Annotated in this window: 19 protein-coding genes and 2 tRNA genes; 10 read left to right on the top strand and 11 right to left on the bottom strand. The window is 39.1% G+C overall.

Going from position 1 to position 15743, the window contains the following annotated elements:
* Positions 1-85 precede the first annotated feature (85 nt).
* Entirely contained in the window at positions 86-724 is a 639-nt protein-coding gene (locus EGS71_RS11400) for a hypothetical protein (protein WP_000911635.1), read from the top strand.
* 41 nt (positions 725-765) lie between these two features.
* Here EGS71_RS11400 and hisF read toward each other — a convergent pair whose 3' ends face one another.
* Positions 766-1524, bottom strand: coding sequence for an imidazole glycerol phosphate synthase subunit HisF (hisF, locus tag EGS71_RS11395; RefSeq protein ID WP_000880078.1), 759 nt, complete (start codon positions 1522-1524; stop codon positions 766-768).
* Between the two features lie 112 nt (positions 1525-1636).
* On the opposite strand from hisF, the gene EGS71_RS11390 reads away from it, so the two are divergent.
* Genes EGS71_RS11390 through EGS71_RS11375 form a run of 4 tightly spaced genes read left to right on the top strand, consistent with a single transcriptional unit; the run spans position 1637 to position 3973 of the window.
* Positions 1637-2587, top strand: a complete 951-nt coding sequence (locus tag EGS71_RS11390) for a homoserine kinase (RefSeq protein WP_000118175.1) — start codon at positions 1637-1639, stop codon at positions 2585-2587.
* A 12-nt stretch (positions 2588-2599) separates the two neighbouring features.
* A complete protein-coding gene (locus EGS71_RS11385) occupies positions 2600-3229 on the top strand; it encodes a DUF1294 domain-containing protein (protein ID WP_001205591.1) in 630 nt (209 codons plus the stop codon).
* Between the two features lie 36 nt (positions 3230-3265).
* Positions 3266-3658 (top strand): DUF4870 family protein, encoded by a 393-nt coding sequence (locus EGS71_RS11380; protein WP_001088854.1) that lies wholly within the window; start codon positions 3266-3268, stop codon positions 3656-3658.
* 3 nt (positions 3659-3661) lie between these two features.
* Entirely contained in the window at positions 3662-3973 is a 312-nt protein-coding gene (locus tag EGS71_RS11375; RefSeq protein ID WP_000582727.1) for an antibiotic biosynthesis monooxygenase family protein, read from the top strand.
* A 25-nt stretch (positions 3974-3998) separates the two neighbouring features.
* On the opposite strand, the gene EGS71_RS11370 is transcribed toward EGS71_RS11375, so the two are convergent.
* The gene (locus tag EGS71_RS11370) at positions 3999-4901 is read right to left on the bottom strand and encodes a DMT family transporter (protein WP_000075491.1); all 903 of its coding nucleotides are present in this window, start codon (positions 4899-4901) and stop codon (positions 3999-4001) included.
* A 98-nt stretch (positions 4902-4999) separates the two neighbouring features.
* Between EGS71_RS11370 and EGS71_RS11365 the strand changes: the two genes are divergently transcribed.
* Positions 5000-5551 carry a helix-turn-helix domain-containing protein gene (locus EGS71_RS11365; protein ID WP_000083600.1) on the top strand — a complete coding sequence of 184 codons (552 nt, stop codon included), beginning with the start codon at positions 5000-5002 and terminating at the stop codon, positions 5549-5551.
* Between the two features lie 204 nt (positions 5552-5755).
* Positions 5756-7447: an ATP-binding cassette domain-containing protein gene (locus tag EGS71_RS11360; protein ID WP_000670483.1), complete on the top strand. Its 1692-nt coding sequence runs from the start codon at positions 5756-5758 to the stop codon at positions 7445-7447.
* A gap of 57 nt (positions 7448-7504) precedes the next feature.
* Here the strand turns inward: EGS71_RS11360 and hisA are convergent, their stop codons facing one another.
* From hisA to hisB, 5 genes are all read right to left on the bottom strand, one after another.
* On the bottom strand, positions 7505-8236 hold the full coding sequence (gene hisA / locus EGS71_RS11355) for a 1-(5-phosphoribosyl)-5-[(5-phosphoribosylamino)methylideneamino]imidazole-4-carboxamide isomerase (RefSeq protein WP_000905538.1): 732 nt from the start codon (positions 8234-8236) through the stop codon (positions 7505-7507).
* Positions 8237-8330: 94 nt separating this feature from the next.
* Complete coding sequence (locus tag EGS71_RS11350) at positions 8331-8972, bottom strand: 3'-5' exonuclease (RefSeq protein ID WP_001287556.1); 642 nt, start codon at positions 8970-8972, stop codon at positions 8331-8333.
* A gap of 86 nt (positions 8973-9058) precedes the next feature.
* The gene (locus EGS71_RS11345; protein WP_001087821.1) at positions 9059-9607 is read right to left on the bottom strand and encodes a DUF805 domain-containing protein; all 549 of its coding nucleotides are present in this window, start codon (positions 9605-9607) and stop codon (positions 9059-9061) included.
* Positions 9608-9760: 153 nt separating this feature from the next.
* Positions 9761-10378, bottom strand: a complete 618-nt coding sequence (gene hisH, locus EGS71_RS11340) for an imidazole glycerol phosphate synthase subunit HisH (protein ID WP_000196732.1) — start codon at positions 10376-10378, stop codon at positions 9761-9763.
* A complete protein-coding gene (gene hisB, locus EGS71_RS11335) occupies positions 10378-10971 on the bottom strand; it encodes an imidazoleglycerol-phosphate dehydratase HisB (protein WP_000194096.1) in 594 nt (197 codons plus the stop codon). Before hisB ends, hisH begins: the two co-directional genes overlap by 1 nt.
* A 102-nt stretch (positions 10972-11073) precedes the next feature.
* On the opposite strand from hisB, the gene EGS71_RS11330 reads away from it, so the two are divergent.
* From EGS71_RS11330 to EGS71_RS11320, 3 genes are all read left to right on the top strand, one after another.
* The gene (locus tag EGS71_RS11330; RefSeq protein WP_001123235.1) at positions 11074-11457 is read left to right on the top strand and encodes a GNAT family N-acetyltransferase; all 384 of its coding nucleotides are present in this window, start codon (positions 11074-11076) and stop codon (positions 11455-11457) included.
* A 105-nt stretch (positions 11458-11562) separates the two neighbouring features.
* Positions 11563-11638, top strand: a tRNA-Phe gene (locus tag EGS71_RS11325).
* 127 nt (positions 11639-11765) lie between these two features.
* Positions 11766-11841, top strand: a tRNA-Phe gene (locus tag EGS71_RS11320).
* A gap of 171 nt (positions 11842-12012) precedes the next feature.
* Here EGS71_RS11320 and EGS71_RS11315 read toward each other — a convergent pair.
* From EGS71_RS11315 to EGS71_RS11300, 4 genes are all read right to left on the bottom strand, one after another.
* Positions 12013-12444, bottom strand: coding sequence for a GNAT family acetyltransferase (locus tag EGS71_RS11315; protein WP_000469968.1), 432 nt, complete (start codon positions 12442-12444; stop codon positions 12013-12015).
* A gap of 130 nt (positions 12445-12574) precedes the next feature.
* On the bottom strand, positions 12575-14089 hold the full coding sequence (locus EGS71_RS11310; RefSeq protein WP_000059344.1) for an acetyl-CoA hydrolase/transferase family protein: 1515 nt from the start codon (positions 14087-14089) through the stop codon (positions 12575-12577).
* 35 nt (positions 14090-14124) lie between these two features.
* Entirely contained in the window at positions 14125-14253 is a 129-nt protein-coding gene (locus EGS71_RS11305) for a hypothetical protein (RefSeq protein ID WP_085916955.1), read from the bottom strand.
* A 27-nt stretch (positions 14254-14280) separates the two neighbouring features.
* Positions 14281-15738, bottom strand: a complete 1458-nt coding sequence (locus EGS71_RS11300; RefSeq protein ID WP_000051217.1) for an ATP-binding protein — start codon at positions 15736-15738, stop codon at positions 14281-14283.
* Between the last annotated feature and the right edge of the window lie 5 nt (positions 15739-15743).

Raw genomic sequence — 15743 nt, 5'->3', positions numbered from 1 at the left:
GATTTGTCAATGAAACCATAAATTCTGGTCAATACCTAGCATAACGAATTTTATATGCTGAATAAAAAGAAAAAGGAGTTAGGTGATGTTAAAAGGGTTTATTGCCGGAATTGCAGTTGCGAATGCATTTGAATGGGTAGCACACAAATATATTTTGCATGGTGTACACCGTGCCGGACAACCGCGCTATAGCCCAGTGCCGAAAAGTATGGAGTCGCATTGGGCACACCATCGTGAAGTCCGTAAACAACAGTTTCATGATGATTGTTATGTTGAGGGCGTTGGAAACTGGCGAACCAAAAATGAGTTAATTTCACTTGCCGTGGTGGCAACCGTTTCAAGTGCAATTTTCTACCCCTTTTCAAAAGGTATGGCACTTGCAGCTTGGTACAGTGCAGGAAACTATTATTATATTCATCGCCGTGCACATTTAGAGCCTAACTGGGCAAAGCGTAAAATTCCGTGGCATTACGACCACCATATGAACTCTAACCAAGATGCCAATTGGTGTGTGACCAAACCTTGGTTTGACTATGTGATGGGAACACGTGTGGTGTCTTCAGCAGACTTAAAAGAACAAAACCCTTTGGGGATACGGTTACCTACTGTGCTTGCTAGGCCACTCTCTCAAGTTGTAGAAAAAATCTTTCCAGCAAAATGGGTCGAGAAAAAAGAACAGCCTAAACTCGTTAGTGATGTAAATGCGATAGAAGGTGCTGCATAAAAAATTAAAGGGGCATCTTGCCCCTTTAAATATAAATAAACTTACAAGCGCATTTCGATGCCTTGTTCAGCCAAATATTGTTTAGCTTCTGGAATTGTATATTGGCCAAAGTGGAAAATACTCGCTGCCAATACTGCATCGGCACCACCTTGTAAAATACCATCTGCAAGGTGTTGTAAGTTACCTACACCACCTGAAGCAATGGTTGGAATGGTAACGCGGTCATTAATGGCACGCATTAATGCAATATCGTAACCCGCTTTAGTACCGTCGGCGTCCATACTGGTAATGAGTAGCTCACCGGCACCGTAGTCAGCCATTTTTACAGCCCATTCAATGGCATCAATACCAGTTGGTTTACGGCCACCATGAGTAAAGATTTCCCATTTGTTGTCGCCAGTTTTTTTGGCATCAATCGCAACCACAATACATTGTGCGCCAAAGTGCTGAGAAGCTTCTTGAACAAATTCAGGGTTAAACACAGCAGCCGAGTTAATACTCACTTTGTCTGCACCTGCATTTAATAACGCGCGAATATCTTCAACCTTACGTACACCACCACCGACAGTTAAAGGCACAAATACAGTCTCGGCCATACGTTCAACAGTACGGTAAGTGGTATCGCGTCCATGATGTGTAGCGGTAATGTCTAAGAAAGTAATTTCGTCTGCACCTTGTTCGTTATAGCGACGTGCCACTTCAACAGGGTCGCCCGCATCACGAATATCGAGGAATTGAACGCCTTTAACTACGCGTCCGTTATCAACGTCTAGGCAAGGAATAATACGTTTAGCAAGCATAGCTTTTTCCAAAAATAATCGCCGTTGGTGAAAGTTCCTACACAGGCGCTACACCTTCATGGAGGGAAGAGGTATTCTATCAAACTTCACAGATGTTTTTTGCAGGTTTTCCATGTCGGTTTATACCCCGTTGAGTTTAGATGAAGTTCGCACCTTTGCTGCACCTTATGGATTAGAGGTGTTGGAGCTGAACCCAATTCAGGGAGGTATTCAAAACACCAATTATTTTCTGGTTGATGTAAACCGCAAACAATATGTACTTACCGTGTTTGAAGAGTTAGATGCACAAGGTGCAGGTGAACTGATTCCTGTGCTTGAGCAACTAGGTACTCATGATGTACCCGTTGCCGTTCCATTAAAGCACAGTGGCCAAGCGGTTCACTTTATTGCGGGTAAACCTGCACAAATTGCACCACGTCTTATGGGTCACCATCCCATGCAAACTACAGTAGCCCAAGTTGCTGCAATTGCAGATGCACAGGCGAAGCTACATGTAGCTTTACAAGATTTTCCGCTTGAACGCGAATATCGCCGTGATCATCAATACTGGACAGGTGTTGCAGAGCAGCTTAAACCAAATATGACTCAAGATGACCAAACGTTACTTGAGCAGGTTTATCAAGCCTTTAATGCGAAAACAGCGAAGTATTCAAATCGACCGACAGGTTTTATTCACTCAGATTTGTTCCGTGACAATACTTTGTTTGAAGGCGAGCAACTACAAGGTATTCTAGATTTTTATGAGTTAAATCAAGATGAGTTGCTGTTTGATATTGCGATTACCATTAATGATTTTTGTACCGAATATCCAGCAGCGTATTTAAACTCAGACAAAGTAGACGCTTATTTAGAGGCATACCAAAAAATTCGTGCGCTGACTTCAGATGAACTTGAATGTTTAGATGTATTCTTGGCAATGGCGGCTTGCCGTTTTTGGTCAATGCGTTTACAAGTTGCTCAAAAAAATAAAGAAGAAGGACGTACCGGCGATGACATCTTGCAAAAAGACCCGCAAGAAATGCGAGCAATGATGCAAGACCGTTTAAGCCATGTAAAAGCATAAAAGGGAATAAAGATGCGAGATCAGGGGCGTTTAGTCGAATGGTTCGACGAAAAGGGTTATGGCTTTATTCAGCCGGATGATGCTGAAAAAGAGCGAGTCTTTTTGCATATCAAAGATTTTGCACGCCCTGGACCTCGGCCAATTATTGGCTGTGCACTGGAATATCTGGTAATCCTTGATGAAAGAGGCCGTTTTCGTGCTCAGCAGGTCACTTATTTAAAGGCATCTCAAACTCGTAAGGCTTTAAAACCTGCAAAAACACAATCTTCTTTTCAGGCCAGCCCATGGTCTGCTATGCAAATGGGGATTGTGTTTTATTTCGTTTTAATGGGCATTATGAGTTTTATTCATATTTTGCCGGCTTATACCTTATTGTTTGTCTTAATGATGAATGTGTTGAGTTACTGGCTATATTCACAAGATAAAGAAGCAGCGCAATTGGGCAATCGCCGTGTTCCTGAGCAGACTTTGCACATTGTCAGTTTCTTAGGGGGATGGCCAGCTGCGTGGTGGGCACAACAAAAACTGAGACATAAAACACAAAAACAACCATTTCGTAAGATTTATTTTTGTACCATATTCTTTCATTTACTTTTGATTTTGTGGCTAATTTCTCCTTTAAACGTTTTGCGGGGATCATAAAAGTAAATTGTTTTATTAAACTTGAGAGGTATAAAAATGAATAGTTCTATCGACCAAGATCCAAATCGTACTTTAACACTTATTTTATATGTACTTTATATTGTTGCCATTTTTACAGGCGGCTTACTTGCGATTATTGCTTTAATTATTAACTATGTAAAACGCTCTGATGTGCAAGGTTCAATTTTTGCGAGCCACTTTACATGGCAAATCAGAACATTCTGGTGGTACTTGGCTTGGAATATTATTGCCTTTTTGCCGTTTATTTTCTTGTTCTTTACGGGTGAAAATACCGATCTATTTGCAGGCGTTGCTATCTCATCGACTGTGTTCTGTGTGGGTGTGATCGCAGCAGCATGGATCTGGATTGTATATCGTGCCATTCGCGGTTTGATTGCGTTAAATGATAACCGTCCGATGTATCAATAAATCATGATTATTGAACATGTGCATTTGAGTATAAAGTCTGGGCAAAGTGAAGCATTCCTTAAGGCATTCGAGCAGGCTAAACATATTGTTTCTCTAATGGAAGGTTTCAATGCGGTCCAACTGATTAAGCATACAACCGATCCCCATCATTATATTTTAATGATTTTCTGGGATGAAATTGAAAATCATACAGAAGGGTTTAGAAAGTCGGAGGCTTATCAAGAATGGAAAAAATTGCTTCATCCATTTTATGATCCAATGCCGACAGTTGAGTACTACGAACCCTCTATTTTATTAAAGAAAAATGATATATAAAAAAGAGAGCGTTAAGCTCTCTTTTTTATTCTCGGACTCTTTTGTTTTTCTTAATAGGCAGCTTAATTTTTAACTCACTGACTAAAACACCTAACACCACTAAAGCACCCCCAAAAAGGGCAATAACTGGTAAACGCTCACCTGCAATTCGACCAATAATGCCTGCCCAAACAGGTTCTCCTGCATAGATAATTGCAGCACGCGAAGGGTCAACCACACGTTGAGCCCAGTTCATTACAAATTGAATGAGTGCACTTGCTAAGCCTAATGCGACGGCAATGAGTACTAGGGGCCATGAAAATGCTGGAATTGTATGTTCACCTACTATAGGCATAATGGTAAAAGAAAGTAGAGAGGCGACACCAAGTTGAATAATGGTGACGCGACGCAAATTTACCTTTCCAGCAAAGTAGCTAATAAAAATAATTTCTAAGGCAATCGCAAAGGCGCCGAGCACTGTTAAAAGCTGTCCAAAACTCAAAGAAATTTGCTTAAAACCATTACCCGTCAATAAAACAAGGCCAGTAAAAGCAAGAGCTGCTCCCACCCAAGTCATGATATGTGGAGTTTTTCTAAATATGAGCCACATTAAAATAGGAACAAGCGGAACATAAAGCGCCGTTAAAAAAGCCGACTCACTACTTGGAATAGTTTGCAGGCCGATTGTCTGCGTGCCATAGCCAGCTGCAATGACAAGGCCAATTACACTGCCAGCGCCCAAGTCTTTTAATGTAACGCCTTTCATGCTCTTTAATGAAATAAGTAATAGCGTTAAGGCAGCTACGGCAAAACGGCAGCCGACAAAAAACATAGGTGATGAAAAATTCAGTGCGTACTGCACAGTAAGAAATGTTCCACCCCAAATGACCGTAATCAAAATGAGAGCTAGTTGAGGAACTTTGCTTGAACTCAGATAAGTTGGTGACATACTCAAACTAAAGGGAATTGTGCAATATACTGCACATATTGCGCTATTCTTCTGTTTTGTGCAATATATTGCTCAAATTTTCTTTATTCATCTATTTTATGAGCCAGTCGAGTAGCGTTTTACAACATGTAGGCACAAATATTCGTTCATTAAGAGATGAGCGTAGTTTAAGCCAACAGGACTTGGCTGATCGGGCAGGTGTAAGTAGACGTACCATTGCTGCTCTGGAAACAGGCCAAGTCAATATTAGCTTAGCTAAACTCGATGCGATTGCGGCAGTGTTGGGAGTAGATTTTAGAACAATTGTGAGTGCGCCTGAGCTAAAAGAACATGCCCTAGTAAATGCACTCGCTTGGCAAGGTGAAAAGGAAGAAAGTAAGGCAACTTTTCTTGCTTCAGTTCCTTCCCGTTCTCAAGTTGAACTTTGGACATGGTCTTTGGCTGTTGGGGAGTCTTATGTTGCTGAAGCCGATGCTGAAGGATGGCAAGAACTGATTTATGTGTTAGAAGGCGAATTGACCATACAATTTACAGACAGCTCAAAAACCATAGCGGCTGGTTCATCTTTTATTTTTGCCAGTTCAGTGACTTATACCTATATCAATAGCGGTAGCCAAGTACTTAAATTTATTCGTAATGTGGTGTATTGATTAAAAATTTAATTTTTAAATAAACACCAGATATTTAAAAATAATACAGTTTATAGAAGCTTATATGACAAATATGTTCGGCTTTAGAAATCTGTAAATCTAATTTTAAATAAAAAACACGAATAAAAATAAATAAGGAAGTTATGATATTTCTTGTGTAAAGGAATTATTTTTAACTCGTATTTATAGAAAAAAGATACAGAAATGAAGTTTTTATTAAGTTCGCAAGATATTCAGAACTATAAATTTATATGGAATATTTCTAAAGAAAACTATGTGAAACAAAAGAGTAGTATGTTTCTTATGTTTTTATTAGTGCTGTTTTCTGCATTTTTTACAACATTATTACCTTACTTGCTGAAAATTATTATCGATTATTCTGCACATGAATATGACTTTCTGCTCGATATTCAGTTTCCATTTAATTTCTTATACTTCATCGTACTTGCCTACGCTATAGCATGGTTAGCGAATGAGTTGTGTAACTGGACCAAAAATATTTTTAGCGCTTATTTGATGGTCGATTTCAAAGGAGCATTAATTTTTGCGGGCTTAAAAAATTATTTAAATCTTAAAAAAGAAGAACAAGATCAAATTGAGGCAGGAGCAGTAATTAGTGATCTTACAAGAGGGAGTTCTGCTTTTGGTGAGGTTAACCTCACATTGCTTCTTCATGTAGGGCCAATTATTTTTCAATTGGTTATGATTCTCGCAGTTTTATTCACGACCATTAGTTTACTTTTTAGTATTAGCTTTTTAGTGGTAGCTATTATTATTTTTCTAGTTTCATTTCATATAAATAAAAAAAGTAGTTCACTATTTGATGCTATGTATCAAAAAAATAATCAGGTAAATAGCCATTTGATACATCAGATCTCGAATTCCTATGAAATTAAAGTAAAAAATGCAGTACCGTTTCAATTATCAAAGTTTAATGAAACATTAAATTTGTATATCACTACAGCCAAAGATAGGAATAAGAAAATAGGACTATTGATGATTTCTCAATTATTCATGATCTTCTTATTCTTACTCATGTTTATGTTGTTTACAGTATTTCTTTCCACTGAAAAGCAATTGACCCCTGGTTCTTTTGTATTGATAAGTACCTATATTATTCAACTCACCAATCCGTTTCTGGCGGTTTCCCAAAGTTTGATGCGCTTAAATGGAAATTTTGTTGCTCTAGCAAAATATCGGCAGTACTTTAATTTGAATAAAGAGCAATATACACACTCCACTGTTAAAGATACGGAAATTCTCTACCAATTTATAAATGCTAAATTTTCATTAGGAAAAAGAAACGTAGATCATTTTAATTTAACAATATCAACCAATAAAACGTATGTCGTGATTGGTCAAACAGGGCTAGGTAAAACTTCTCTGATGAATTATTTAATGGGGGTATATCAGATTCAGTCAGGCCAGCTTTTGTATAAAAATATTGATATTAGTCATAATTTTTCTAAACATATTTTTAATGAAGTGGTCTATGTTGCCCAGCAACCTATAATTTTCCCTTATTCTTTAAGAGAGAATCTAGTCTATAACTCTCAATATATTTACGAAGACTCTTATTTACTACAGATGCTTGAGCAGTTTAACTTATCGCATATTTTGAAAAAGCATCAGTTAACACTCGATGATGATCTAACTGAAATTTATAAGAATTTTTCAGGAGGAGAAAAACAAAGAATTTGTATTCTTCGAGGTCTTTTAGCTCGTCCACAACTCATCATATTAGATGAACCGACAGCAGCTTTAGATGTAGATACTGCCAAAAATATACTTGAATATATTCAGCAAGTTGTTCCATCCATAATTATGATTACACATTCACCTTATGCAATGGAGCTTGCAGATGAGGTGATTGATTTAGAAAAATTATTAAACTAAAGATCATCAAAAAATAAAAAAGAGCCTAATCAGGCTCTTTTTTTACATCTTAAAAAATTAAAGACGGTTTTCATCTAACAAAAGCTGAGCTTCACGAAGGTTTAAAGTACCTTCATAAATTGCACGGCCTGTGATTGCACCTAAAATGCCCGGTTGGCCTTTTAAGTTACGAACGTCATCAAGGTTGGTTACACCACCTGAAGCAATGACTGGTAAGCCTGAGTATTGAGCCAAGTTTACAGTCTGCTCAACATTTACACCTTGCATCATGCCGTCACGCGCAATGTCCGTGTAAACAATGCTAGACACGCCTGCATCTGCAAAGCGTTTTGCTAAATCAGTTGCTTTCACGTCGGTAACGTTTGCCCAACCGTCAGTTGCAACCATACCATTCATGGCATCAATACCAACAATGATGTGGCCTGCAAAACGTTTACAAGCTTCTTCTACAAATTCAGGCTCTTGAACGGCTTTAGTACCGATAATGACAAACGTCACACCAGCTTCTAAATAGTGTTCAATGGTTTCTAATGAGCGGATACCGCCACCAATTTGAATTGGTAATTCTGGCTGAGCTTTTGCAATTGCTTCAACAACAGGTTTATGAATAGGCGTACCTGCGAAAGCACCATTCAAATCGACCAAATGCAAACGTCGTGCGCCTTCATTTACCCAATGCTGGGCAGTTGCAACCGGATCGTCAGAGAAAACGGTATCGTCTTCCATACGCCCTTGTTTTAAACGCACACATTTACCATCTTTCAGGTCAATTGCTGGAATGATTAGCATGCTTTCGCTCCTTGCTTCATCATGTTTATGAAATTGTGCACATCTTAGCAAAGTATTGATCAATCGCTAAGTCTTAGAAAAGACTTTTATAACTTTACCCTTGAAGTGCGGTTTGAATTTTTTCAGAAATATGTATCGGTAATACTTTTCGTTTTTTAAGCTCGAGAAATACCAATAGGGCAGCATAGGCGTCAGCAGCTGCATAACTGATTTGTTGTGAAGTAAGCGGTTTTCGTGCCCAATTTGAAGTTCCAACTTTCTTCGACTTGGCAAGATACTGACCAAGTAATAGTGCTACGGCTTTTTGTACACCCATTTGTTGTTTAAAACCAAAGTGGCTAAAACCTTTAGCAAGGTCAACGCAGCTTTCAAGCTCTATGCCTTTTTTATGAAAAATATGCTTATCATTTTTAAGGCCAAAGCCGACTTTAATTTGTTTTGGATTAGACAAAATGGGCTGTAAAAATTTTAAAGTCGATGAATTGACATGAAATAAATAGGCTTTGTGTTCTGTAGCCAGCTGAATCAAATGTGGGCCAGTTGATACTTCGCCTACCTGAAAAGTAGGTTTAGATTCAGAATCAAATCCTAAAAAGGTCGCTACCCTTAATTCTTCTTCAATAGTTTTGCATTGCTCGCCATTTTCAATCACCACAATATTTTGATGGTTAAGATTTTCAAAAGGAGGGAGCTGCTGAATAGAAGTTTTATCAAGAAGGGCAGAGGCTTCAGACATATTTAACAGCGTACAAATGAATAGGGCTATTCACTTTATATATGAATAAAGCCTAGAGAACTAGGCTTTATGTACATCTTTAAAAATTATTCAGACTGAGATGGGCTACCAATTACAATACTTTCGCTTTTCTCGACATAACCTTCATAGGTCGGAGCCATAATTACGGCAATAACACCAAAAATTAATGCAAGCGGAATAAGCACAATATAAATCCAGCCTAAAACACGCTCCCAGCTTGGCGTTGGACGCTTAGGTCCATAATCATTAGGACCTTCAGTTCCTTTTGCACAGAATAAATAAATGGCAAGGCCAATATTCACGACCGGTACTAGCATCAGTAAAGAGAGCCACCCTGTATTATTGCGGTCATGCAAACGGCGGATGGTAAATACGAAGTTAATATAAATACCGACTATATAAAGAATTGCTATACAGATTAAGCCAGGCGTAGAAAAGTCTGGGGCACCTTCAGGGTTTGTAAAACCAAAAGTAAACATAATAAGTAGAATGGCGGTAACAAGGACTAGCGTAAATAAGAATGTCCAAGCTGCATAAGAGAGTCGTCCAAAACGACCATTTGCCTTAAACGGTGAATCTTGTTGAAGTGGTTGATTTTCAAAAGGTGAATTCATTGTGTTTATCCTAATCATTTGATTTTATTTAAAAGTATGAATATTCGATATTTTGTTGAATAAAATATCATTCTATAAATGATTGGTTATTATTATAAATAAAAAAACAGATCAGGCTATCTTGACCTGATCTGTTTTAGTTTTTGAATCGAATTAAATATTCCATTCCACAAAGTTTTTCAGTAACTGCAAACCAGCAGTGTGACTTTTCTCTGGGTGGAATTGAGTCGCGAATAAATTATCTTTGTGAATTGCTGTGCAGAAGTTCACGCCATACTCACATGTAGCAGCCACAAGATTTTCATCTTTAGGTTCAACATAGTAGCTGTGTACAAAGTAAAAGCGAGCATCTTGTTCAATGTTGTTCCACATTGGATGGCTTGGGTCCATTTGGTGAACCTGATTCCAGCCCATGTGTGGGACTTTTAAACCTTCCATTTGAGGAAAGTGTTTTACTACGCCGTCAAAAATACCTAAGGCATCTACACCGCCGTTTTCTTCTGAGCTTTGTAGTAGTGCCTGCATTCCTACGCAAATTGCAAGAACAGGCTTATTAAAAGCTGCTTTACGTACAACTTCATCAATCCCTGCTTCACGCATGCCTTGCATACAGTCACGCATTGCCCCAACACCCGGGAAAACAATTTTATCGGCTTGTGCAATTAATTTTGGATCATTTGTCACATCGACGGTTGCACCTACATATTCAAGTGCTTTAGCGGCTGAGTGCAGATTACCCATACCATAATCAAGCAATGCGATACGTGTCATTAGAGGCTACCTTTTGTCGATGCAATCGTGTTTTCAGCACGTGGATCAATTTCACATGCCATACGTAAAGCACGAGCTAGTGCTTTAAATACACTCTCGATTTGATGGTGGCTATTTTTACCTTTCAAGTTATCGATGTGTAAGGTCATAAGCGCATGGTTTACGAAACCTTGGAAAAACTCGGAAAATAAATCTACGTCAAAGGTACCGATGCGCGCGCGAGTAAATGGAATATCCATAAATAAACCCGGACGACCAGACAAATCTACAACCACACGAGATAAAGCTTCGTCTAATGGCGCGTAAAAATGCCCATAACGACGTAAACCTTTTTTATCACCTAAAGCTTGAGCAAAAGCTTGTCCAAGCGTGATACCGCAGTCTTCTACGGTATGGTGATCATCAATCTCTAAGTCTCCATCACAATGAATATCGATATCAAATAAGCCATGTCGCTTGATTTGATCAATCATATGGTCTAAAAATGGAACTCCGGTGTTTAGTGTGCCTTGACCAGTACCATCGAGATTTAAACGAACTCGAATTTTGGTTTCATTGGTATTTCTAACCACTTCACTGATACGTTGCGTCATGGACACGTTCCTCAAAAAACGTCAAAAATGATTGGATGTTAACGACAATTTCGCTGTGACGAATTCGTGACAGCATCATAGTTTGCTCAGGAGGGTTAATCAATGCCTATTACCGTACATGCTTATAGTTCTCTAGATAATTCAGAGATCCGCGATCAGCTTGAGCGACTGTATGACACAAGTCCGGAGTTTGGTGACGGGCACGATGCGATTGAACAACTTGAACAAGATTTACAACAGTATACCACGCTATACACTGCCGAATTTAACACCAAAATTATAGGTGCAATCTGGTGTTCAGGACAAGGTGAAAGCAAGGTGCTTGAATATATAGTTGTACACCCTGCAAATCGTGGACGCGGAGTAGCAGAGCGTCTAGTTGAAGAAGCTTGTCGTATAGAAGAAGCAAAAGGCGTTAAAATTTTTGAGCCAGGTTGTGGTGCAATTCATCGCTGCTTAGCTCATATTGGTAAATTGCATAGCTAAAATCCTATTTTTACGGCACTTGTGATTTAAAATTAAACACTTGTTACAAAAAATGCGGAAGTTGCTTGACGTCCTCCTGTAAACATTGTTTAATACGCCCACTTCGGCGTGATAGCTCAGTTGGTAGAGCAACGGATTGAAAATCCGTGTGTCCCCAGTTCGATCCTGGGTCTCGCCACCATTATTTGTGTTTTCAATCCCTGATCCCATCAGGGATTTTTTTTTGAGTATAAAAAATACTCATTTAAATCAAAAACTCAGGATAATTGTTGACTATTGTTCTGAGATACGGCTTAATACAGGCCATCGGCGTGATAGCTCAGTTGGTAGAGCAACGGATTGAAAATCCGTGTGTCCCCAGTTCGATCCTGGGTCTCGCCACCATATTCGAAAAAGCCCCATACTTAAAGTATGGGGCTTTTTTCATGCCTATTTATTTGATTCGTGATTAGAATGACTTCACCTGTGTATAACTCTCATTTTATCCACAAGTAAAGTGAGTTATCCCAAGGTCTAGCTTTATTTCCTAAAGGTTCTTCATTTGAAGAGGCGCCTTTAGTCATGAGAGTTGTCACTAATAAGACGTTTTCCTAAACATACCGCTTCTACTTCGTCATAGCCGAGCTGCTCGTAAAAATTCAACACATTCAGATTATCTTTACGTACTAATAATTGTAATTTGGGACAGCCACGCGCCATAAGCCGCTTCTCAAGCTGTTGAACAAGCGCTGTGGCTATTCCTAAGCGTTGTTGGTGGGGATGAACAGCCAGATAATTAATCCAGCCTCTATGGCCGTCGTAGCCGCCCATAAGCGTACCAATTAGTTGCTCATCCTTAATAGCAACGAGGAATAAATCATCCTGCTGCGAAACTTTCCTGAAAATATCCGTTTCAGGGTTATTCCAGGGGCGAGTTAGGCCACAGCTTTCCCATAGATTGACTACATCATCCAGATCTGCATTTGTAAATTGGCGAATAATGAACATATGGATTTCTACTTTTTGTTTTGATGTATTGAAAAGATAAAATAAAAATTCGAACTTGAGCAGTAGTTTGTGAATAATTTACACAAATAAAAAAGCACCCCCGTAGGAGTGCTTGAATTAAAAGTATGACTTAAGCTGATTTTGCAACTGGTGTTGGTTGAAGCATTTGGCCTGTTTCTTCGAAGTTTGCATGCCAAGACAATGCTTCACGAAGTAAGTGAGGTGTATGTCCGCCTTTAGCACATGCACGATCAAAGTAGTCATTTAATGCATCACGGTAAAGCGGGTGTACGCAGTTGTCGATAATAGCGCGAGCGCGTTCACGAGGTGCTAAACCACGTAAGTCTGCTAAACCTTGCTCTGTCACTAAAATATCAACGTCGTGTTCACTGTGGTCAACGTGGCTCACCATTGGCACGATAGAAGAAATATCGCCGCCTTTAGCGATTGATTTGGTTACAAAGATTGCCAAGTGTGCATTACGAGCAAAATCACCTGAACCACCAATACCGTTCATCATTTTAGTACCACACACGTGAGTTGAGTTCACGTTACCGTAAATATCAAACTCAAGCGCAGTATTAATACCGATAATACCTAAACGACGTACAAGCTCAGGGTGATTAGAAATTTCTTGTGGACGAAGCACTAATTTGTCTTTGTAAGCTTCGATATTGCCAAAAACTTTTTCACCACATTTTGCTGAAAGCGTAATTGAACTACCAGAAGCAAATTTCATTTTGCCTGCATCAATTAGTTCAAAAGTACAGTCTTGTAGTACTTCTGAGTACATGATGAGGTCTTCAAAATTAGAATCTTTTAAACCTGTTAGTACAGCGTTTGCAATTGAACCGATCCCTGCTTGGAGTGGACCAAGGTTCTTCGGTAAACGACCTTCAGCCACTTCTTTTTCAAAGAATGCGATAAGGTGATTGGCAATGCCTTGAGTCTCATCATCCGGTGGAGTTACTGTCGATGGAGAGTCATGTGTATCGTTAAAGACAATACCAACAATTTTCGAAGGATCGATTTGGATAGCTGTTGTACCAATACGTTCATCCACTTTTGTTAATGGAATTGGCGTACGTGTTGGACGGTAAGTTGGAATATAGATATCGTGCAAACCTTCAAAGCTTTCGCTTAAAGAAGTGTTGATTTCAACAATTACTTTTTCGGCAAAAATCGCAAAACTTGCAGAGTTACCAACAGAAGTTGTTGGAATAATGCCACCATCTTCAGTAATCGCAATTGCTTCAATGACCGCAACATCTGGACGTTTAAGTTGCTGGTTACGCATTTGCTCAACAGTTTCTGACAAGTGTTGGTCAATAAACATGACTTCGCCGTTATTAATTGCGCGGCGTAAAGTGTTATCCACTTGGAATGGCATGCGACGAGATAAAACACCTGCTTCCGTGAGTTGTTTGTCTAAGTCATTACCTAAGCTAGCACCCGTAATTAACGTGATTTTTAACGGATTCTTTTTTGCAAGCTCTACAAGTGCTTGTGGAACAGCTTTAGCTTCGCCAGCACGAGTAAAACCACTCATACCAACGGTCATTCCATTTTCGATGAATTGCGCAGCTTGTTCAGCACTGATGACCTTGTCATGAAGAGAAGCTAGGCGAATACGACTTAAAGACATTGGACATCCTCAATATTGTCAAAACATAACGGATTTTAGCTATGAAAAAATGAAAAGTGCATAGGTGTTAGGCTAAGGTCTAATTTTTTAAATAAATGCGGGTATAACTTATTTTTATGATTTTTAATATATTGATTATTATTGTCTTTTTTGAGGTTTAAAATAGCGCTTTAAATGTTCAATTGCTCAAATTAAAAGCGCTCACTTAAAGTTTGTTTGATTTTTTCTAAAGGATTGTGCGTTGTATTTTCTTCAGGGGCGGGTTTTGGAATTGGTAAAGAAATAATTACTTCTAAACCGCCTTGTTCACGATTGTGAATCTGGATTTCACCTTGGTGAATATCGACAATACGTTTAACAATGGCAAGACCCAAACCGCTTCCCTGAATCGTTCTAGCCGAGTTGCCTCTTACAAAAGGCTGCATTAATTCTTCAATTTGATCTTCTGGAATGCCTTCACCATGGTCAGCAACCGTAATTAAAATATGTTCATTTTCAACCTTTGCACTGAGTTCGATCGGTTCAGCACCATAACGCTTGGCGTTATTAATGAGGTTGGCAATAAGTCGTTTTAAAGAGAGGCTGCGTGCAGGAATAATGGGAACATCCTGCATGTTAAAGCGAATATCAAGGGGTTTAAACTGAACGACCAATTCTTGTAAAAGAATATTAATATTAGTGTCTTTTAATTCCTCATCTGAACCATCGCGCATATATGAGATGAACTGATTTAGAATCGCATCCATATCATCTACGTCATAAACTAGACCTTCACGTAGAAATTCATCAGGTAGCATCTCTGCAGTTAAACGAATACGTGTGAGGGGAGTCCTTAAATCATGTGAAATTCCCGCTAGCATGATTCGTCTTTCACGCTCAGTTTGTTCAAGCGTATATACCATACGGTTAAATGCTTGGTTTACTTGGCGAATTTCTAAAGGGCCATGGTTAGTATCTAAATAAGGTGCAGTTCCAGACTTACTGTATTCGTTGGCAGCATTTTGCAAACGACGTAATGGTCGGTTCATTTGTCGAACCAAAATTAAAATAATGATGGCCGAAACTAATGGGACACCCACAACCCAGCCTACCAGTAGCTCGGGGCTATAGTTGGCATAGGTTTTTAAAGGTTCACGAACCCAGTTACCATGCATTTCTGGCGTTTGAATCCAGATACGTGGGCTAGGTTTAAATTGGAAATAGACAGTAACGTCTTTTGCGCCAATTTCATTTGCCAGTTTTTGCTCAACTTGGTTGGTAAAAAACTCGGCAATAATTTTATCGCGGACACTTGGATATTCTTTGGGGTTCGTGACATATTCAATGCCAACCCGATTGCGTAACCATGTGTCGACGTCAACTTCGCTATCGCGATGAAAAATACGAATATTAGGGTTATTTACCAGTTCTAGTTCAACTGCTAGATAGCGCGCATGTTGCTGAATTTCAGGTAAATAGAGGGTTCGCCAAAAAAACCACAATGACATAAATAAGCTAAAGAGTACCACCAGCAGTACCAAAATTGTGGTACGCATGGCCGCAGAACGTGGCTTAATCTTGTCGAGAAAACGTTCCCATCGGGTCCGTTTACGCTCTGAGTACGCAACGTAGTCGGTAAAGGTTTGCGGTGGTATTGGCTCTAAACTCACTCTAT

It is taken from the genome of Acinetobacter sp. FDAARGOS_559, assembly GCF_003940475.1.
GTDB classification, from domain to species: Bacteria; Pseudomonadota; Gammaproteobacteria; order Pseudomonadales; family Moraxellaceae; genus Acinetobacter; species Acinetobacter baumannii.
This window is presented reverse-complemented; position numbering and strand designations above follow the sequence as displayed.